At 67.3% G+C, this 19,007-nt stretch carries 20 protein-coding genes; 9 read left to right on the top strand and 11 right to left on the bottom strand.

The genetic code is table 11. The features are described from left to right. Positions 1–106: 106 nt before the first annotated feature. Complete coding sequence (locus tag E7T10_RS02890) at positions 107–2,230, bottom strand: M13 family metallopeptidase (RefSeq protein ID WP_137720648.1); 2,124 nt, start codon at positions 2,228–2,230, stop codon at positions 107–109. A 156-nt stretch (positions 2,231–2,386) separates the two neighbouring features. On the opposite strand from E7T10_RS02890, the gene E7T10_RS02885 reads away from it, so the two are divergent. Together E7T10_RS02885 and E7T10_RS02880 are read left to right on the top strand one after the other, a co-directional pair. Further along, a complete protein-coding gene (locus E7T10_RS02885; RefSeq protein WP_137720647.1) occupies positions 2,387–4,222 on the top strand; it encodes a cation:proton antiporter in 1,836 nt (611 codons plus the stop codon). A 191-nt stretch (positions 4,223–4,413) separates the two neighbouring features. Next, positions 4,414–5,055, top strand: a complete 642-nt coding sequence (locus E7T10_RS02880; protein ID WP_137720646.1) for a TetR/AcrR family transcriptional regulator — start codon at positions 4,414–4,416, stop codon at positions 5,053–5,055. 63 nt (positions 5,056–5,118) lie between these two features. Here the strand turns inward: E7T10_RS02880 and E7T10_RS02875 are convergent, their stop codons facing one another. From E7T10_RS02875 to E7T10_RS02865, 3 genes are read right to left on the bottom strand one after another with little or no spacing between them, the layout of a single operon-like run. Continuing rightward, positions 5,119–5,700: a Smr/MutS family protein gene (locus E7T10_RS02875; RefSeq protein ID WP_137720645.1), complete on the bottom strand. Its 582-nt coding sequence runs from the start codon at positions 5,698–5,700 to the stop codon at positions 5,119–5,121. After that, positions 5,697–5,936 carry a helix-turn-helix transcriptional regulator gene (locus E7T10_RS02870; RefSeq protein ID WP_017504942.1) on the bottom strand — a complete coding sequence of 80 codons (240 nt, stop codon included), beginning with the start codon at positions 5,934–5,936 and terminating at the stop codon, positions 5,697–5,699. The genes E7T10_RS02875 and E7T10_RS02870 overlap by 4 nt, the downstream gene beginning before the upstream one ends. A 24-nt stretch (positions 5,937–5,960) precedes the next feature. Then, complete coding sequence (locus E7T10_RS02865; protein WP_137720644.1) at positions 5,961–6,566, bottom strand: DUF2975 domain-containing protein; 606 nt, start codon at positions 6,564–6,566, stop codon at positions 5,961–5,963. A 454-nt stretch (positions 6,567–7,020) separates the two neighbouring features. Between E7T10_RS02865 and rdgB the strand changes: the two genes are divergently transcribed. Both rdgB and hemW read left to right on the top strand, forming a co-directional pair. Continuing rightward, positions 7,021–7,623 (top strand): RdgB/HAM1 family non-canonical purine NTP pyrophosphatase, encoded by a 603-nt coding sequence (gene rdgB / locus E7T10_RS02860; protein ID WP_137720643.1) that lies wholly within the window; start codon positions 7,021–7,023, stop codon positions 7,621–7,623. Further along, on the top strand, positions 7,616–8,776 hold the full coding sequence (gene hemW, locus E7T10_RS02855) for a radical SAM family heme chaperone HemW (RefSeq protein WP_137720642.1): 1,161 nt from the start codon (positions 7,616–7,618) through the stop codon (positions 8,774–8,776). The genes rdgB and hemW overlap by 8 nt, the downstream gene beginning before the upstream one ends. On the opposite strand, the gene E7T10_RS02850 is transcribed toward hemW, so the two are convergent. Next, positions 8,773–10,428: a GNAT family N-acetyltransferase gene (locus E7T10_RS02850; protein ID WP_137720641.1), complete on the bottom strand. Its 1,656-nt coding sequence runs from the start codon at positions 10,426–10,428 to the stop codon at positions 8,773–8,775. The genes hemW and E7T10_RS02850 overlap by 4 nt on opposite strands. Positions 10,429–10,581: 153 nt before the next feature. Here E7T10_RS02850 and E7T10_RS02845 point away from each other — a divergent pair, with 153 nt between their 5' ends. Next, positions 10,582–11,070: a hypothetical protein gene (locus tag E7T10_RS02845; RefSeq protein ID WP_137720640.1), complete on the top strand. Its 489-nt coding sequence runs from the start codon at positions 10,582–10,584 to the stop codon at positions 11,068–11,070. Between the two features lie 142 nt (positions 11,071–11,212). Here E7T10_RS02845 and E7T10_RS02840 read toward each other — a convergent pair whose 3' ends face one another. After that, positions 11,213–11,467, bottom strand: a complete 255-nt coding sequence (locus tag E7T10_RS02840; protein ID WP_137720639.1) for a GlsB/YeaQ/YmgE family stress response membrane protein — start codon at positions 11,465–11,467, stop codon at positions 11,213–11,215. 188 nt (positions 11,468–11,655) lie between these two features. Between E7T10_RS02840 and E7T10_RS02835 the strand changes: the two genes are divergently transcribed. The 3 genes from E7T10_RS02835 to E7T10_RS02825 all read left to right on the top strand — a co-directional run bounded on the left by E7T10_RS02835 (position 11,656) and on the right by E7T10_RS02825 (position 13,537). After that, positions 11,656–12,036: a helix-turn-helix domain-containing protein gene (locus tag E7T10_RS02835; protein ID WP_371275969.1), complete on the top strand. Its 381-nt coding sequence runs from the start codon at positions 11,656–11,658 to the stop codon at positions 12,034–12,036. A gap of 70 nt (positions 12,037–12,106) precedes the next feature. Then, positions 12,107–12,892 (top strand): histidinol-phosphatase, encoded by a 786-nt coding sequence (hisN, locus tag E7T10_RS02830; RefSeq protein ID WP_137720638.1) that lies wholly within the window; start codon positions 12,107–12,109, stop codon positions 12,890–12,892. 75 nt (positions 12,893–12,967) lie between these two features. Next, positions 12,968–13,537, top strand: a complete 570-nt coding sequence (locus E7T10_RS02825; protein WP_137720637.1) for a hypothetical protein — start codon at positions 12,968–12,970, stop codon at positions 13,535–13,537. 4 nt (positions 13,538–13,541) lie between these two features. On the opposite strand, the gene E7T10_RS02820 is transcribed toward E7T10_RS02825, so the two are convergent. The 3 genes from E7T10_RS02820 to E7T10_RS02810 all read right to left on the bottom strand — a co-directional run bounded on the left by E7T10_RS02820 (position 13,542) and on the right by E7T10_RS02810 (position 16,395). Continuing rightward, positions 13,542–14,576 carry an alpha/beta fold hydrolase gene (locus E7T10_RS02820; protein WP_137720636.1) on the bottom strand — a complete coding sequence of 345 codons (1,035 nt, stop codon included), beginning with the start codon at positions 14,574–14,576 and terminating at the stop codon, positions 13,542–13,544. Then, positions 14,573–15,493, bottom strand: a complete 921-nt coding sequence (locus E7T10_RS02815; protein WP_137720635.1) for a class I SAM-dependent methyltransferase — start codon at positions 15,491–15,493, stop codon at positions 14,573–14,575. The genes E7T10_RS02820 and E7T10_RS02815 overlap by 4 nt, the downstream gene beginning before the upstream one ends. Positions 15,494–15,588: 95 nt before the next feature. Next, on the bottom strand, positions 15,589–16,395 hold the full coding sequence (locus tag E7T10_RS02810) for a class I SAM-dependent methyltransferase (protein ID WP_210416140.1): 807 nt from the start codon (positions 16,393–16,395) through the stop codon (positions 15,589–15,591). Between the two features lie 271 nt (positions 16,396–16,666). Here E7T10_RS02810 and E7T10_RS02805 point away from each other — a divergent pair, with 271 nt between their 5' ends. Beyond that, the gene (locus tag E7T10_RS02805) at positions 16,667–17,146 is read left to right on the top strand and encodes an Hsp20 family protein (RefSeq protein ID WP_026108379.1); all 480 of its coding nucleotides are present in this window, start codon (positions 16,667–16,669) and stop codon (positions 17,144–17,146) included. Between the two features lie 49 nt (positions 17,147–17,195). Here E7T10_RS02805 and E7T10_RS02800 read toward each other — a convergent pair whose 3' ends face one another. After that, complete coding sequence (locus E7T10_RS02800; protein ID WP_091750899.1) at positions 17,196–17,672, bottom strand: RNA pyrophosphohydrolase; 477 nt, start codon at positions 17,670–17,672, stop codon at positions 17,196–17,198. Next, positions 17,672–18,862: a divergent polysaccharide deacetylase family protein gene (locus E7T10_RS02795; protein WP_137720633.1), complete on the bottom strand. Its 1,191-nt coding sequence runs from the start codon at positions 18,860–18,862 to the stop codon at positions 17,672–17,674. Before E7T10_RS02795 ends, E7T10_RS02800 begins: the two co-directional genes overlap by 1 nt. Positions 18,863–19,007: the final 145 nt, after the last annotated feature.

Here is a 19,007-nt window from a genome sequence, read left to right as displayed (position 1 = left end):
AAAGCTCGACAAATTCTCGATACGGCGTCGAAATCGAGCAGCCCGGTCTCGGTATGAAAAAGGCCGGGGCGAACCCCGGCCTTTCCATTCTCGAACAAGCGTCGCCCTACCAGAGGCGGACGCGTTCCTCGGGCGTCAGATAGTATTTCGTGCCCGGCTGAACGTCGAAGGCGTCGTACCAGGCATCGACGTTGCGCAGCGGGCCGATGACGCGGAACTGGGCGGCCGAGTGCGGGTCGGTGGCGACCTGCTGCTTCAGCGCCTCGTCGCGGTACTTCGACTGCCAGACCTGGGCCCAGCCATAGAAGAAGCGCTGGTCGCCGGTCGTGCCGTCGATCACGGGCGCCGGCTGACCGTTGAGCGACAGGTGATAGGCCTCGAGACCGACGGCCACGCCAGACGCGTCACCGATGTTCTCGCCCATCGTCAGGCCAGGGTTGATGTGATAGCCGGCGATCGGCTCGTAGGTCGCATATTGCGCGCCCAGACGCGCGGTCAGGGCCTCGAAGTTGGCCTTGTCTTCCGGCGTCCACCAGTTGCGCAGCACGCCGTCGCCGTCCGACTTGGAGCCCTGGTCGTCGAAGCCGTGGCCGATCTCGTGACCGATCACGCCGCCGATGCCGCCATAGTTGACCGCCGCATCGCCATTCGGATCGAAGAAGGGCGGCTGCAGGATCGCGGCCGGGAAGACGATCTCGTTGTTGGCCGAGTTGTAGTAGGCGTTGACGGTCTGCGGGGTCATGCCCCACTCCGACTTGTCGACCGGCTCGTTCAGACGGGCCAGATCATAGTTCCACTCGAACAGGCCGCGGCGCTCGGCGTTACCGACCAAGTCGCTCGCGCGGATGTCGAGACCGGAGTAGTCGCGCCACTTGTCGGGATAGCCGATCTTGACGGTGAACTTGCGCAGCTTCTCCTGCGCCGCCGCCTTGGTCTCGGTCCCCATCCAGGTCAGGTTGTCGATCCGGTGCGACAGGGCGGTGCGCAGATTGGCGACCAGCTCTTCCATCTTGGCCTTGGATTCGGCCGGGAAGTACTGGGCGACGTAGAGACGGCCCGTGGCCTCGCCCAGCGATCCTTCAGCGAAGGAGATGGCGCGCTTTTCGCGGGTGCGCTGCTCAGGCTGACCCGACAGATCGCGCGAACGGAACTCCCATTGGGCGTCGGCGAAGCGTTTGGACATCAGCGGCGCCATGTCGTCGGCGGTGTGGAAGGCCTGCCAGGCCTGCAGCAGTTCGACCGGCGTCTCGGCGTAGATGGCCGCGATCTTGGGCATGGCCGTATCCTGACGCACGATCAGGCGCGGCACGTCGCCCAGCTTGGCCGCATCGTAGTAGGCCTGCCAGGCGAAGCCCGGCGCATCTTCGGCCAGTTTGGCGATGGTGAACTCGTTATAGGTCCGGTCGCGGTTGCGGTTCTCGACCGGGGTCCAGTGCGCCTCGGCGATCTTGGTTTCCAGCGCGACGATCTGGGCGGCGGTCTCGGTCGGGTTGGTCCAGCCGATCATCTCCAGCATCCGGCCGACATAGGCCTGATACTTCTCTTTCTTGTCGGCGAAACGGGCGTCCAGATAATAGTCACGGTTCGGCAGGCCGATGCCCGACTGGCCCGTCGAGACGACGTAGCGGGTCGGTTGCTTGGAATCGATCGTGATGCCGGTGCCGAAGAAGGACGAGCCGAAGCGGCCGGCCGTCTGGCCCATATAGACGGCCATCTTGTCATGGCTGTCGGCGGCGCGGATCGCGGCCAGATAGGGTTGCAGCGGCTGGGCGTCCAACTGCTCGATGCGCGCCTCGTCGATGTAGGAGCGATAGGCGTCGGCGACCTTGGCCTCGTCCGATCCGGGCGTCAGGTCGGTGCGGTTGGCCAGGCCCAGAACCAGTTCCTTCATGCGGTTGTCCGACAGTTCGCGCAGCAGGGCGAACGAGCCGTAGCTGGTGCGATCCGACGGAATGACCAGCTTTTCCAGGGCCTTGCCGTTGGCGTACTGGAAGAAGTCGTCGCCCGGCTTCACCGAGGTGTCGCGGCCGGCCAGGTCGAAGCCCCAGGTTCCGTAGCGGGGCGCCTCTGTGCCCTGCCAACCGGCCGCCGTCTCTTCGCCCGAGAACAGCGAAACGAGGGTGCAGGCGTCGTCGATGCAGGCGTGGTCGTGACCGATATCCTGAGCCAGGACCGAGCTGGCGGGCAGAAGAAGGGCGCCGACGGCGGCCCCGATAAGCAGACGTTTCATCACTATGTCCCTGTTCCCACCCGGCATCTGGATGGTTCGGCGCAGACCCTAGTCCGGCGAGGGGGGGTGTCGCCTTAAAAAAAGTTCATGATTCCGATGCGACCTCTCGCCACGGCGCGGGGATCAGGGTCAGATACGCCGACGCAAGGAGGGCGGATGCACGGTCAGGGCGGCGACTATAAGGATCTGGTGGTGTTTCTGGCGGCCGCCGGCGTCATCGTGCCCCTGGTCAATCGGCTGAAGGTCAGCCCCGTTCTGGGCTTCCTCGCTGCGGGCGTTTTGCTGGGGCCGGACGGCCTCGGCCGGTTCGCGCAAAGCCTGCCCTGGCTGTCATGGCTGACCATCGGCGATCCGGGCCAACTGGCGCAGCTGTCGGAACTGGGCGTCGCCTTCCTGTTGTTCATGATCGGTCTGGAGCTGTCATGGGAGCGGCTGCGCGCCATGCGTCGGCTCGTGTTCGGCCTGGGACTGATGCAGGTCGTCGTCTGCACCGCCGTGCTCGCAGGCGGCTTCATGCTGATGGGCCAGACCCTGGCCAGCGCCGTGGTGCTGGGCATGGGCCTCGCCCTGTCCTCGACGGCCGTGGTAATGCCCGTGCTGGCCGAGCGCGGGCGGCTGAAGGGAACGGTCGGCCGTTCCACCTTCGCCATCCTGCTGGCCCAGGATCTGGCGGTCGCGCCGATCCTGATCACCGTCACCGTCCTGGCGGCGCTGGCCCAGCAGGGCGGCGCGCTGGATCCCGCCGTTCTGGGGCGCGCCCTGTTCACCCTGGTTCCGGCCGCCATCGGTCTGGGTCTGATGGTGCTGCTGGGGCGCGTGGTTCTGCGGCCGATGTTCCGGTCGGTGGCGAAGGCGCGCAAGGCCGACCAGGGCGGCGAACTGTTCGTCGCCGCCTCCCTGCTGGTGGTGGTCGGGGCCGGTCTCGCCGCCCAGGCCAGCGGCCTGTCGATGAGTATCGGCGCGCTTGTCGCCGGCGTGCTGCTGGCCGAGACCGAGTTCCGGCGCGAGGTCGAGGTTTCCATCGAACCGTTCAAGGGGCTTCTGCTGGGCGTCTTCTTCGTCGGCGTCGGCCTGGGTCTGGACCTGGACGCCATCGCCGCCGATCCGGTCGGCGTCTTCGGCCTGGCCCTGGCTCTGACGGTCGTGAAGACCGGCGTGATCTTCAGCCTCGCCCGTTTCTGGGGCCTGGGCGCCCGCCCGGCGCTGGAGACGGCGCTCGTTCTGGCGCCGGCGGGCGAGTTCGCCTTCGTGGTCTTCGCCACCGGCCTGGTCGAAGGCCTCGCGCCGCCGCAACTGACCAACACCGTGGCCCTGTCGGCGACCGTCAGCATCTTTTCGATCCCCCTGCTCGCTCTGCTGGGCCAGAGGTTGGCGCGCAAGTCGGCAGCCGCAGGCCATCCCGTCGCGCTTCCAAAGCTGGAGCCGGCCGACGGCGCGGTCATCATCGTCGGCTTCGGGCGCGTCGGCCGGCTGATTGGGGAAATGCTGAAGGCGCACGATCAGCCCTTCATCGCCCTGGACACCGATGCGGGCGCCGTCGCTGCGGGCCGTCGTGACGGATTCGATGTCTTCTATGGCGATGCGGGGCGGCGCGAGATGCTCCAGCACTGCGGCGTTCAATCCACCCGCGCCCTGATCGTCACCATGGATGCGCCGACCAAGGTGGACGAAGTCGTCACCACGGCGCGGTCGATGCGCGACGACCTGATTTTGATCGCCCGCGCTCGCGACGATCAGCACGCCATTCGGCTGTATGGACTGGGCGTCACCGACGCCGTGCCGGAGACGACCGAGGCCAGTCTGCAGCTGGCCGAAAACACCCTGGTCGATCTGGGCGTGCCCATGGGCCTGGTGCTCGCCTCGGTCCACGAACGTCGCGATCAGTTTCGCAAGGCCTTCCAGTCGGCCATCCCGATCGAGCGTCGCAATCGGCCCAGCCGCGCGCTGCGCCGCACGCTGCGCCCGGCGCGGATCGACCCCGCGCCGGAGTAAGGGAAGCCCCTTACAGACCGTCGCCGGACCCATTTTCGTCATGGTTCCGTGATGCAAGCGCGCCTCTCCATGACTGCATCTGCGGAGCAGAAGCGCCCTTTCGGTTCGATCCAGGGGCTCAGATATTCATTCGAGGTCGCTGCCGGGCCCGCCCCAATCAGAGACCGAAAGTAGAGTAAAAGCCTGATTATATGACAGATACCGTCGCCTCCCTCGCTGTCGAGCCCCGCTTGAACCGCCGCCAGGCCGCCAAAATCCGCACGCGACAAAAGGTTTTGGACGCCGCCCGCTCGCTCTTCGCCGAGCGTGGCTATGAGCCCGCCACGATCCGCGACATCGCCAAGGGCGCGGGCATGTCCACCGGCGCCGTCTTCGCCAACTTCCAGGACAAGGCCGAACTGTTCGAAGCCGTCCTGACCGAAGACATGACGCGTCTGGCCGAGGTGGTCGAGGCCGCAGCGCCCGAAGGCGAGCCGGTCCGCCAGCGCCTGGTCAGCGCGCTGAGCGCCGGCTACCACTCGTCGCTGGACCAACTACCGCTGTTCCAGGCCATCGTCGCCCGCTCGTGGTTCCAGCCCCTGGCCGCCGAAATGCGCGCCCGCGCCGCGACCAAGAACCTGCTGCTCGCCATCAGCAACATCCTTCAGGATGCGGTGGCCAAGGGCGAACTGTCCAAGGACGCCGACAGCCGCCTGCTGGTCGAGCTGATCTGGGACGCCTATCTGTCGAACTACCGCCGCGCCGCCTATGACGAATGGGACGCGCAGGCCCTGTCGGACCATATGGGCAAGCAGATCGACGTGATCCTGGCCGGCGCCATCGCCGGCAAATAAGCCTGAGCAAGCCGCTTTCGAAAGGCCGGGTCCGCCAGCGCGGGCCCGGCTTTTTCGTGAGCGTCAGGTCCGGCGTTTCAGGGTGACGTAGAAGGCGCCGTTTCCGCCGTGCTTCTGGTGGGCGATGGTGAAGCCCGACACCACGCCGCGCAGTACGGGCGAATGCATCCATTCCGCAAAGGCCGAACGGATCACCCCGCCGCCCATCCGACCCTGGCCGGTGATGACCAGCACCGCCCGCATTCCGCGCGCCTGGCAGGATATCAAGAAGCCTCGCAGCTGATCCTCTGCCTCGAACCGGCCAAAGCCATGCAGGTCGATGCGCGCCTCGATGGGGTCGCGTTCGCGCGACAGCCGCTGCTTGCGGCGCGGCTCCAGATCCTCAGGCGCGGGCTTGGGCTTGTTCGGCGAAGGTCGCTTTTCCGGCGGCGGCGCGACAGCGGTGCGTTTGGGAGACGTCTTGACCAGGGGGCGCGGACGCTCGATCGGCGTCACCACGATCTCGGGCGGCGTTTCGGCGCCGGGCGTGACGCGGGCGGCCTTGCGCGTCCTCGGCGTCACGACCGATCCGGCCACGCGGGTCCAGATGCGACGGTCTTCGGGCGTCAGTCCGTTTTCGTCACGGCTCGGGCCCTTTCGCCTCATGCCTCGCCGTCATCCTCGATGGTGTCGCCGGGGCCGGGCTCGTGCGCCAGCAGATCGCCGGGCTGGCAGTCCAGCTCGCGGCACAGGGCGTCCAGGGTCGAGAACCGCACCGCGCGCGCCTTGCCGGTCTTCAGGATCGACAGATTCGCTACCGTCACCCCGACCCGGTCGGCGAGTTCGGTCAACGACATGCGGCGTTCCACGAGGACGCGGTCGAGCTGGACGCGGATGGCCATGCGGAAATCCTACTTCGAAACGGCTCAGATCGTCAGTTCGGATTCGCGGCGCAGGCGCGCACCCTCGCGGAACACCTCCGCCAGCACGAAGACGATGAGCACGGAAAAGATGGGAGTCAGCAGTTCGCCGAAGCCCTGCGGATCCATGACGCCGGGCGCCAGCCGCTTGGCGACAAAGCCCTGGGCCACCCAGACGCCGCCGGTCACGACCGCCAGGGTCAGGCCGATCTGGCGCAGACGGCGCACATTATCGGGCTGGAACGGGTCGCCCATGGTCAGGGTGCGGATGATGCGGCGCAGGCTGCGCAGGATCAGCATGAACCCGCCGAAGTAGGCGGTCGCGGCGCCCAGGCCGAACAGCAGCAGGGTGCGCGTCAGCGGCAGTTGCTTGCCGCCGGAATCCCCGCTGACGGTGACGTTCACATTGTCCAATGGAATGAAGATCGCGGCGATGACCAGCAGCAGCAGCACGCCGGTGATCAGCCAGAGAAGGATATAGGCGACGTCCAGCACCACCTTCAGCACGCTGGACACCGAACCCGGGCCGAGCGCTTTGATCGGCGCGCCCAGCCAGTTCGGAACGCTTGCCTCGCCTCGCTTCAGCGGATTTGGCGGCAGGGGCAGGCGCATGGTCTTTTTGATCTCAAGCCGGGGAAGGCGGGGCGATGGCCACGCGGGGTCCGGCGAACCCGCGCGCGGCTCTATACATCGCGGTCTTCATGCAGGTCGTCAAAGCTCCAGTGATCGAAAAGAGAGGGGATCAAAGGGCTTGGAACAGGGTGACGACCAGGGCGGTGGGCAGGGCGGCGATCAGAACGGTGCTGACAAAAGCAGCGCCGACCTTGTCGAGCCACATCGAGGTGTTCATCGTATGCATTGTGGTTCTCCGTCTTTCTTGTTTGGGCGATTATCGCCGTTTGGATTTGTTAGCCGCATGATCGTTCCCGGTTTTCCGGAAGTCCTGAACGCTGCGACCTCGTTCCTGACGATCAATAGATAGGCCGTGCAGGCGACAAAGGCACGTTACATATCGTTTAACGATATTAAACTTTGGCAATAGACTGTTTCAGGAGCGTGATCGACGATGAATCTCAAGCTTATCAAAGGGATGCGGATCGTCGTGGCGACGCATAACGCCGGCAAGGTTCCCGAAATCTCGGGGTTGCTGGGCGGAAATTACCAACTCGTCACCGCCGGCCAGCTGAACCTGCCTGAACCCGACGAAACGGAGAGCACCTTCACCGGCAACGCCATGCTGAAGGCGCGTCACGCGGCCGAACTGTCGGGCGAGGTTTCTCTGGCCGATGATTCCGGCCTGTCGGTCGCCGCGCTGGATGGCGCGCCGGGCATCTTCTCCGCGCGCTGGGCCGGACCGGGCAAGGATTTCGCCGTCGCCATGAAGAAGGTCGAGGAACGGCTGGAAGAGATCGGCGCGACGGACCGCACCGCCTGGTTCACCTCGGCCCTGGCGGTCGCGTGGCCGGACGGCCCCTGTGTGGTGGTGCAGGGCGAGGTTCACGGCCAGCTGACCTTCCCGCCACGCGGCGATCGCGGGTTCGGCTACGACCCGCTGTTCATTCCGAATGGCGGCGATCAGACCTTCGGGGAGATGGAGCCGGCGGCCAAGGACGCCATCAGCCACCGCACCGTCGCCTTCGCCAAGCTGAGAGCCGCCCTGATTGACTGATCCGCTTGATCCGGGATCGGACGTCGGCCTCTACGTCCACTGGCCCTATTGCGCGCGCATCTGCCCCTACTGCGACTTCAACGTCGTGCGCGATCGCGGGCGCATCGAGGAACAGGCCGCGCTGGTCGAGGCGATCCTGGCCGATCTGCGCGCCCAGAGAGATCTGACAGGCCCGCGCCGGCTGGCCTCGATCTTCTTCGGCGGCGGCACGCCGTCGCTGATGGAGCCCGACGCCATCGCGCGCATCGTGGCGGCGGCCCGCGACCTGTTCCCGCCCGCCGGCGACATCGAGATCACGCTGGAGGCCAATCCCACGGACGCCGAGGCCGGCCGTTTCGCCGCCCTGGCCGACGCCGGGATCAACCGCCTGTCGATGGGCGTCCAGGCGCTGGACGACGCCGCCCTGCGTTTTCTGGGTCGCGACCATTCGGCGGCCGAGGCCCTGCGCGCGGTCGATCTGGCCCGCCGCGCCTTCGACCGTCTGTCCATCGACCTGATCTACGCCCGCCCGGACCAGACGCCGCAGGCCTGGGCGGCCGAACTGACGGCGGCGCTGGCGCTCGGGTTCGAACACGTCTCGCCCTATCAGCTGACCATAGAGCCGACGACCGCCTTTGGTCGGGCCTTCGCACGCGGAACCTTGACCCCGCCGGACGAGGACCGGGCCGCCTCCCTCTACGAAACCACCCAGGACGTCCTCTCCGCCGCCGGCTTCGAAGCCTATGAGGTGTCCAACCATGCGCGCGGTCCCGCCGCCCGGTCGTCGCACAATCTGCATGTCTGGCGCGGCGGCGATTATCTGGGGGTCGGCCCCGGCGCCCATGGCCGGCTGACGCTGGACGGCGTCAGGACCGCGACCGTCGCCCACCGCCGCATCGCCGACTATGTGGCGGGCGTCTCAAGCCTCACGCCCTGGTCCGAGCGCGACGCCCAGACTGCGGCCGACGCCGCCGAGGAACGGCTGCTGCTGGCCCTGCGCACTACCGAAGGCGCGCCTGCAACCCTGCTGTCAACGCTCGGCCTGTCGCCTGAAGACGCGCCGGTCGCGGACCTGATCGCCGACGGATTCCTGACGCTGAAGGCCGAGCGACTGATCACCACCGAGCGCGGCCTTCCGGTGCTGGACGGTGTGCTGAAGGCGCTGCTGACCTAGGCCTTCTTCAGCCCCAGCATCCCCAACCAGCCGCCGCTGGTCAGCAAAGCGACATCCAGCAGGGCCAGCGGCAAGGGCGTCGAAACCGGTGCGGCGATGAAACGCGAACGCCAGTCCGGGCCGAACTTGGCCTTGTAGCTGCGCAGACCCTGGAAGCCGTAGAGCGCCCCGCCCTCTTCGAACACCAGGGCGCCGACGCGGGCGAAGACCGGCGCGATGCGACGATCCTCCAGCCCGGCAAGCGGCGCCATGCCCAGGTCGAAGCTGGCCAAGCCTTCCGCCTTGGCCCATTGGGCGCAGCGGATGAACAGATAGTCCATCACCCCATGCGGCGCGTCCGGCCGATGGCGCATCAAATCCACCGCCGCTTCGTCGGGCGAGGTCAGCAGATTGGCGAAGGCGACGATGCGGCCGCCCTCCTTGACCACCGCCAGCGGCGTCAGGTCCAGATAGTCGACGTCGAAGCGCCCCAAGGAGAAGGATTTCTCCGAGCCCTCGTGCATGGCCAGCCAGGCATCCGAAATCTCGCGCAGCTCGTCCGCGATCGCTGCGGCCGAACCAGGCGGCAGAACCTCGAACGAGGAGCCCTCTCGCTCGGCGCGATTGATGGCTGTGCGAAGGTTCTGCTTGCCCTTGCCCTCGATGGAGAAGCGGTGGGCGTCGATCACGGCCGTCTCGCCGACCTTGCGCACCGCCAGCCCCATGGTCGCAAGATCGCCCAGCACCTCTTCGCTGACCGAATAGAAGACCGCCGCCCCACCATAACTGTCGGCCATCTCGGCAAAGGACCACAGCAACTCCAGCCGTTCGCTCTTGAGCCCGGCCGGTTCGCCCATGGCGATCCAGCGCCGTCCCCGCACGCGATAGGCCAGGAAGCTGGAACCCGACGGGCTGAACATCAGCGCCTTGTCGCCCAGCATGGCCAGCCACGCCTCGGGCGTGGCCGTATCGGCCGTCTGCAGCGCCTGGAGCGCGCGATCGATGTCGGCCTTGCTGGCCGGTCCGTGACTGTGGGCGCCCGGCGAGCTCAGCAGCGAGCGGCCGGCCACGACCAGCGTCAGGATCGCCAGAACCAGCCCGGCCCGCAGGAAGCCGGACGCCTGGCGATCACTCAGGAAGCGCCACCAAAGCTCGTCATTATAGGCTACGTCGCGATAGGCGAAGAAGCCCAGCCACAGCATGGCCGCCACCACCGCCGTCAGCAGCAACAGCCAGCTGGGCCGCAGCGGTTCGCTGAGCCGCGAGCGCCGGTTGAAGGCCGTACGGCACGGCGCCAGCAGCGCGGCGACGACCAGCAGATCCGTCGCCTGCTGCCAGTCCAGACCCTTCAGCACCGAGAACACCGCCCCGGCCGCCAGGACGAGCAGGGCGGCCCAATAGGCGCCGCGTCGACGCCGCCATAGACCCGCCGACAAGAGCAGAAGAAGGAAACCGGCGATGCTGCCGACAAAGTGCGACAGGTCGATCAGGATGGGAGACACGACGCCCGTCAGCTGACGCAGCCGACTGTCGAACTCTGGCGTCACTGCAGAGGCCAGCATCAGTGCGCCCGCGCCAAAGGCCAGCACCGCAAAGATCTGGGGTGTCAGCTCGAAGGCCAGACCCGCCAGTCGGCGGATCAGACCGGATGTGTGCCGGGGGCGGCTGGACAAACGTGGCCTCTCGAATCGCGGATCGCCCGAACATAGACCAAGAATCGTCCATCCGGGGCGCTGCCAAGGTCATTTCAGGGCACACGAAACAATCCGTAACAGAGCGAGTATATAGGGGTGCGGGCGTCGGGCCCGTGCAACTGGGGATGACCCATGAATATCAAGACCGCTCTTCTGGCTGGCGCCGCCGCCTTCATGACCGCCGCGCCGGCTCTGGCGCAAGAAACCACGCCCGCTCCCGCCGCCGCGCCTGCCGCCGCTGCGTCCTCGCAGCAATCGCTGTCGCTGAACCCCGGATCGAGCGTTTCCGGTCCTGACGGCGAGCTGGGCAAGCTGGAAGGCGTTCAGAACAACGCCGAAGGCAAGCAGGAGCTTACCGTCCGCGGCGCAGACGGGCAACTTCGCGCCGTGCCGTTGAGCGGCATCCGTCAGGAAGGAACCGGCGTCGTGGTGGCCTACACCAAGGCCGAGTTCGACGCCGCCGCTCCGATCGCCGGCGCTCCGGCGGCCCCCGCCGCTGATCCGGCCGCCGCGCCCGCTTCGACCTCGGAACCTGCTGCTGAACCGACTGGTCCGGCGACCACCGAGCCGGCGACCCCGGCTCCGGACAGCGCCACGCCGGCTCCGACCGAGCCGCAATAAGACTGTCTTCCAAGGCTGAATGACCAAGGGCGGTCGGATTTCCCGGCCGCCCTTTCGTCTGTCTGCAACCCGGCGCCGACAATGGCGCAGCAAAAAGGGCGGCTCGTGAGAGCCGCCCTTTCCTTATCGACCGACTGTCGGATCAAGCGCGACGCTTGACCAGTCCCAGAAGGAACAGCAGCAGGCAGGCGCCCAGGAACGCCACGATCAGGGTGACGAAGTTGAAGCCGCCGACCGGCGTGCCGAAGACGTTGTTCGAGATGAAGCCGCCGAGCAGAGCGCCGATGACGCCGACGATCAGGTTCGTCAGCAGGCCGTGATTGCGACCCATGACCTTTTCAGCCAGCCAGCCGGCGATGATGCCGATGACGAGCCAACCAATGATTCCAAGACCCATGCTGTGGTTCCTTCCTTTAAAAGCCAAGCTGTTGCAGTAAATGCGGCTCGGGCCATACGGTTGCGTCCTCGTTCAAACCTCGCCGCAATAAGGCCGAATTCGCCCGAGACGCGATCCGGCACGGCGATTGCCGTGATCGACGTGTGTCGTCCCGCATCGGGACAGACGTTGAGACGAGGATCACCGTCATGGCCGACGACATCGACCTTCATCTGGGCCGCCGCCTGCGCCGCCGTCGCCGCCTGCTGGGCCTGACCCAGCAGCAGCTGGCCGTTCAGGTCGGCATCCGCTTTCAGCAGATCCAGAAGTACGAATGCGGCGCCAACCGCATCTCCGCCGCGCGCCTGTGGCAGTTGGCCGAGGCGCTGGAAACCCCCGTCGCCTATTTCTACGATGGCTTGGCCGAGGCGATGGACACCGACGCGCCGACGCCCAAGGGCGGCGAAGTCTTTTCGCGCAAGGAAACGCTAGATCTGATCCAGGCCTATTACCAGCTGGACGAACGGCCCCGCCGGCGTTTGCTGGACCTGGCCAAGTCCCTGCATGCGGGCGACGCGGCCGCCGCCTGATCTGCACGTCTACCTGATCTACACGTCTCAAGGGGCGCCCATGCCGGCGAAAGCGCGGTAAGGGAGCCCCATGACCGACTACGAAGCCTTCGCCATCGAACTGGCGCGTGAAGCCGCGCGTGTGACCCTGCCCTTCTTCCGCTCGGATATCGGGCATGAGGACAAGGGCGGCGCGGCCGGCTTCGATCCCGTCACAGAAGCCGACAAACAGGCCGAGGCCGCCATCCGCCGCCTGATCGCCGCCCGCTATCCCGACCACGGCGTCATCGGCGAGGAGTATGGCGAGGATCGGCCGGACGCCGAGCACGTTTGGGTGCTGGATCCCATCGACGGCACCCGCGCCTTCATCTCGGGCCTTCCGCTGTGGACCACGCTGATCGCCTTGCGCACGGACGGAAAGCCGACCGTTGGCGTGATCGCCCAGCCTTATCTGGACGAAATCTTCATCGGGGGTCCGTCCGGCGCGCGCCTGTTGCGCGGCGATGGCGAGACGCCGTTGGCCGTGCGGGCGTGCGAGAAGTTGACCGACGCCGTCATCTCGACCACGGACCCGGACATCTTCAACGGCGCGGAACTGGGCGCGTGGACCCAGGTGCGTGCGACCGCCCGCCTGGCGCGCCTGGGCTGCGACGCCTACGCCTACGCCATGGTGGCGGCGGGCAAGATGGATCTGGTCGCCGAGACCAGCCTGAAGCCCTGGGACTGGTCCGCCCTTGTGCCCGTCATCGAGGCGGCTGGCGGCAAGGTCGTGAACTGGAGCGGCGCAGCGCCGGACGACAAGGGCCAGGTCCTGGCCGTCGGCGACGCGCGCCTGATCGACCAGGCGCTGGTGACGCTGAAACGCGCGGCCGCCTGACGCTCTCACCTGGCGCATATTGACGCAGGTCGCGAGACGGCGTCAGGGTGCGGACGGTTGAGGGGACGGATTTCGATGGCTGGGCTGTCCAAACTGGTTGTCGGCGTCGACGTGCCCTGGGTCACGAGCTGGAGCGGCGAGGAGATTACGGGCGCCGCGCCGTGCCGAACCGTCGGCGGGCGTCTCGCCCTGATGCAGGCCAGCGCACCCGGCAGTGGCAAGCCGCAATATTCGAAGAACCATCTGGCCCGACAGCGCCTGACCGTCGCGCGCATGCTGTGCCCGATGTGCGGCGAGCCGACTGAGGAGGGCGATCGCTGGACCCAGATCGCCGCACGACGATGCGCCGGACAGCTCAGGGCGCGCGGCGGTCAGGTTCGCGCCGACATCGCCGACGACCGGGTCATGATCGACGCCGGCTCGATCGCGCCCCTGCACCGTCGCTGCGTCGACCGCTCGATGAAATATTGCCCGCACCTGCGCGCCAGCGACGACGTGATGGTCATGCGCTTCCCGCGCGAGTGGATCGTTCTGCCCCTGCTGATCAAGGCCGAGACCGGCCCCGGCGTCGCCGTCGCCTTCCTACAGCTCTGCGGCGTCACCCAGACGATCGACCGACGCTGGCGCGCCGAAACCGCCACCTGAACGATCAGCCCGCCGTCACGTCAGTCGTCCTCGCCGACGGATCGGTGACCGCGTCGGCCGCAGGGGCGACCAGATCGGCCATGGCGTCGAATTCGTTCAGGAAGACCGCGCGCAGGTCGTCGGCCTCCATGATGACCTCGTGCTTGGCGCCGGCGACCTCGACGTAGCGGCCGCGCGGGATGCGTTTGGCGGCCCATTGGTTGGTCTGTTTCCACACCACGTCGTCGGCGCTGGCCTGGACGATCACGACCGGTGCCTTGACCGCCTTCAGGGCCTTGGGCTTGAGCGCGCGCTCGCCGGCGTCCAGCGCGAAGGCCAGCCAGCCGTAGGTGGGACCGCCGATGGCCAGGTGCGGACAGGCATAGAGCTGCTGACGCCACATCTCGTAGCGGGTCTCGTCCGAGGTCAGAGCATCCTCGGCGAAGTTGTGGTCGAACGGATCGTCGGGGTCGCCCAAGATATAGTCGCCCGCCTGGCCGTGCCGGATGTTCCAGCGCACCACCAGCTTGACCGACCACATCGACCGTTTGCCGGTCTTGATGCGCAGCATGGGGCTGGACAGCACCGCGCCGGCGAACCGGTCCTCGCCGCTTTCCAGCGACAGCAGATTCAGGCACGCGCCCATCGAGTGCCCGACCATGATCCAGGGCTTGGGGCACTGGTCCTCATAGGCGTTCAGCAGGCGGTTGTAGTCGTCCAGAAACTCCTCGACCGCACGGGCGTGCCCCTTCAGCCGATCCGGCAAGAGCCGCGCCGACAGCCCCTGGCCGCGCCAGTCGTGGGTCAGCACGCACCAGCCGCGCGCCAGGAAATTGCCGATCACCTCATAGTATTTCTCGATCGGCTCGGTGCGGCCGGGGCTGAGCACGACGGTGCCGCGCACCTTGTCCGCAGAGAGATGAGACGGCTTCCACAGCCCGGCGCGCAGGCGCATTCCGCCCGCGCCGCGAAACCAGTCGCCCTTTCCGCCGGGCGGCGGATAGGCGCCGGGAACCCCCATCAGCGGGGCGTTGGCGGCGAAGGCTTGGGCGCGGTTCACTCGGGCTTCCTGAACTTCAAGGTCATGCGATCGCTCTCGCCGATCGCGTCATATTTGGAGCGGTCGAAGGCGGGGTCCGCCGGTTCGCCGCGCGGCGCCGTCAGGCGCGTGGGCGCCAGGGTGTCGACGCCGAACGGGTGGTCCTTGGTGTCTTCCGGATTGGCGTTGATCTCGGACGCCTCGACGAAGACGAAGCCCGCCTCGGCCGCCAACTGGCGCACGAAGGCTTCCTGCACATAGCCGTTGGCCGCGACCGGATCCTGATCCTCCGCCGGGGAAAGTCGATGTTGCTCGACGCCCAGGATGCCGCCGGGGCGAAGGGCGGCGAAGGCGTCGGCGAAGGCCTTTTCCGCAATGCCAGCCGCCATCCAGCCATGCAGGGTCCGCATGAACAGGCACATCTCGGCCGTACCCGCCGCGATCACCGGACCGGACCCCGCGCCGAAGACCGAAAACTGCGGCTCGCCATAAAGCTTCTTGTCGCTGGAGAAGCGCGTGCGGAAGGCGGTGTTCAGCACGGCCTGCGCCGGATCGGCGGTCGGTCCCTCGGGGAACAGGGCGGCGACATAAGTCCCCGCCCCCTTGGCCAGATAGGGGGCCAGGATTTCGGTGTACCAGCCGCTGCCGGGCCAGAACTCCACCACCGTCATCTTGGGTTGAAGTCCGAAGAACCGCAGCGTCTCCATCGGGTGACGGAAGGCGTCGCGCGCCTTGTCCTGGGCCGAGCGCCACGATCCCTCGACCGCCCATTCCAGCGAGCCTTCCGGCGGCCCGGCCGGCGTGGGCGGCGCGGCGGGCGCCTTTGCGGCCTCGTCCTTGCGCCCGCAAGCCGCCACGCCGGTCAGCCCCAGCGCCGCAGCGCCGCTCAGCAGAAACCGACGCGACAATCCGCTCGCGTTCGTCAGACGATCAGCCATTCAAAACCTCCGCAGGACGCCGGGACCCGCGTCCGACGCACCCTGACGCCTTGGGCTTAATCGGGTTCGCAGGTCCGGTCAAAACGCAAGACAGCCTATTCGGGCTTGCGGAAACGCAGGGTCATCCGGTCGCTCTCGCCGATGGCGTCGAAGGCGGCGCGTTCCTCGGGCGTCAGGGTGCGGCCGGATGGGTCGTTGCGCGCAGCCGACTGACGGATCGGCGGCAGGGTCCAGACCCCGAACGGGTGATCGTGGTCGTCCTTAGGATTGGCGTTCAGCTCGCTGCGCGCCTCCAGCACGAAGCCGGCGTTGCGCGCCTCATGGATCACGTAGCTTTCAGGCACATAGCCGGTGGAGGCGACGTCAGCGACATTCAGACCCTCGGCGCTGCGGTGCTGTTCGACGGCCAGCACGCCGCCGGGCTTCAAGGCCTTGAAGAAGGCCTGCAGATACGGCTGGGTCCGGCCGTCGCGCGACCAATTGTGGAAGGCGCGGGCCACCAGGATGAAGTCGGCGGTTTCGTCCGACACGCCCATGCTTTCGAGCGGGCGATTGACCGGCACATAACGCCCGCCGGTTGCCGCCGCATAGGGTTCCAGGATGTGCCGCCACCAGCTGGCGCCGCCCGGCTCGATCTCCACCACCGTCATGCCCGGCGTCAGGCCCCAGAAGGTCAGGGATTCATACGGATGACGATAGACGTCGCGCGCCCGGTCGGCGGCGGGCCGGGTCTCGGCCGCGATGGCGGTCTGCAAGGCCGTGTCGTCGGAGAAGGTCGGCATGGCGCTGGACAGGGCCGAACGCGGCGGCGTCCACGCGCCTTGGGTCTGGGGCGACTGTTGGGCCAGGGCGGGGGCGGCGGACAGCAGGACGGCGGCGAGGCCGTAGACGGCAAGGCGCATGATCGAGGGCTCCAGGTTCAGGTCGTTCTCCATAGGCAGGCGGGCCGCCCGCGCAAATGAACTTCGCGAGACACAGGCGGATTTGACGCAAGCAAAATCGTCGCGGCGGCGCCCTTGACGCCGTTTCGTCGGTTCCCATCTTTGCTCTCGAGGACGCCGATTTCGGGTTCTCCAGACTGACGGCGCCGGTTTCGGGTCGTCGATCTGATCTCCCACCGTCCGGGCCAAAACGCCGGGCGGCTCAACCTTGCTGATCCTCAGGAGGATGCTGATGCGTACCTATGATTTCACCCCGCTGTACCGTTCGGCCGTCGGCTTCGACCGTCTGGCCAATCTGCTGGAAAACGCCTCGCGCGCGACCAGCCAGGACACGGGTTATCCCCCCTACAACATCGAGACCACGGGCGAGAACGCCTATCGCATCGAGATCGCCGTCGCCGGCTTCAGCCCCGACGAGCTGAATATCGAGGTGAAGGAAAACCTGCTCACCGTGACCGGTCGCAAGACCGCAAACGACGATACGGCGACGCAGAAGACCTACCTGCATCGCGGTCTGGCCGAGCGCGATTTCGAGCGCCGCTTCCAGCTGGCCGACTATGTCGTCGTCAACGACGCCAATCTGGTCAACGGTCTGCTCTCGATCTCGCTGAAGCGCGAGCTGCCCGAGGCGCTGAAGCCCCGCCGTATCGAAATCGGCGCCGGCCAGCCGCTGATCGAAGGCCAGGCCGAGAAAAAGGCTGAAGCAGCCTAAGCCTTTTCAAGGCGAACTATGGAAGGGCGGCGTTCGCGCCGCCCTTTTTCTATGCCGCCAGGTGCGAGAACGCGGCGACGACCTGTTCATAGGCCGGCCGTTTGAACGGCACGATCAGGTCGCAGGCGTCCGACAGCGGCCCCCAGCGCCAGGCGTCGAACTCGACCTCGTCGTCGGCCGCCAGATCGATCTCGGCTTCGTCGCCGGTGAAGCGGAAGGCGAACCACTGCTGCTTCTGCCCTTTGAAACCGCGCCAAGCCTTGGCGTTATTCATGGCTTCGGGCGGGAAGTCGTACAGGATCCAGTCGTCGGTCCGCGCCAGCAGTTCGATCGAGGTGACGCCGGTCTCCTCATGCAGTTCGCGGCGGGCGGCCGCTTCCAGGTCCTCGCCCGCATCGACGCCGCCTTGCGGGAACTGCCAGTTATGCGGGCCGGGCGTAGCGTGCCGCTGGCCGTACCAGACCAGGCCGTCGCGGTTGAACAGCACGACCCCGACATTGGGCCGATAGGCGTCGAGATCGGACACTAGCGCCCCGGCCGCATCGACATAGAAGAGGCCGGCGCCAGTTGCAGGCCGCGCTGTTCCAGACCGGCGGTCCAGCGGGCGACGGCTTCGACCGTCACCGGATAGCTGAAGCCGGCCCCCAGGGCCGAGCCGCGCAGCTTGGCCTGGGCTTCCAGACCGTTCAGGGCGGCGACGATGGCGGCGGGCGACTGCGTCCGGTCGATGACGCGGTCAGCGCTGGCCCGCGCCCAGGCGCCCGGCCGACGCTGGAACGAGCCGTCGTCCAGGAAGGCGACGCCGCGCTGGCGCAGGACGCTCAAAAAGGCGTTCATGCCGGTGTCCGACCCGGCGAACCGGTCGCCCAGATAGTTGGTCACGCCGAAATAGCCGGTGGCGCGGCTCAGCAGCCAGTCCATCTTGGCGGTCACGTCGTCGGCGCCGCCGTCGGCCAGCAGCGTATAGGGGCCGGGGTCGTTGTCGGGATAGCCGGTCGGCTCCATCGGCATTTCCAGCATGACCTCATGGCCCTGGGCGCGCGCCTGGTCGATCCAGCCCTGCAGATTGTCGGCATAGGGCACGAAGCTGAGCGTGACCTCCGGCGGCAAGCGTTCGATGGCCGCCCTCGTCGTAACGGCGTTCAGTCCCAGCCCACCGACGATCAGCGACACGCGCGGCTTGCCGTTCGGTCGGAACGGGCGAGCGTAAGCCTGGGCCGGCACGCGGCCGTCGGGCGCGATCATCGGCAGGGGACCGTTCGATCCGGGCTGCGACAGGCCGGCGATGGGGGCCTTGGCCAGGGGCGAAGCCGCATGGACCGGCGCCGTGATCGGCGCGCCCTGGCCCGAGACGCTGCCGCCGTCCGGCAGGGTGATGACGGCGTCGCCGCCCGCGGTCGGATCGGCGCCGCCAGCCAGATTCTGATACAGCCCCATCGCGCCCATGGAGAAGGCTTCGAAACCCGTCGGGGCCGGCGCTTGCGGTGCGGGCGCGTCGCGTTCCAGCGCGACGTGGGCCGAGGGTGTTCCCGCCTTGGGATCGCCCAGAACCGTCAGGAATAGGGCGCTGGTGCTGAGCAGCAGCAAGCCCGCCAGACCCGCCGCGACCGGCGGCTTCTTCAGGGCGTCGACGACAGGTTTCAGGCTCGGGCCGTCCTTGGCGCGCGGGGCGGTCCCGGCGGTTGCGGCGAGTGCGGATTGGCGTTTGGCGAACATGGGCAAGAGTGGAACCGATCTGGAATCCTACGCTCGCATCATCGCGCGCCGTCGGTTAAGAAACCCTAACGGGCGGTTCACCATGATCGACGCGGTGATTTCTGGGGGCGGCTGTCACGGATCGTGCGTTGACGCGGGCGACTTC

This window comes from Brevundimonas sp. SGAir0440 (assembly GCF_005484585.1).
Lineage (GTDB): Bacteria > Pseudomonadota > Alphaproteobacteria > Caulobacterales > Caulobacteraceae > Brevundimonas.
The sequence above is the reverse complement of the archived record's forward strand: the minus strand, read 5'-3'. Positions and strand labels throughout refer to the sequence as shown.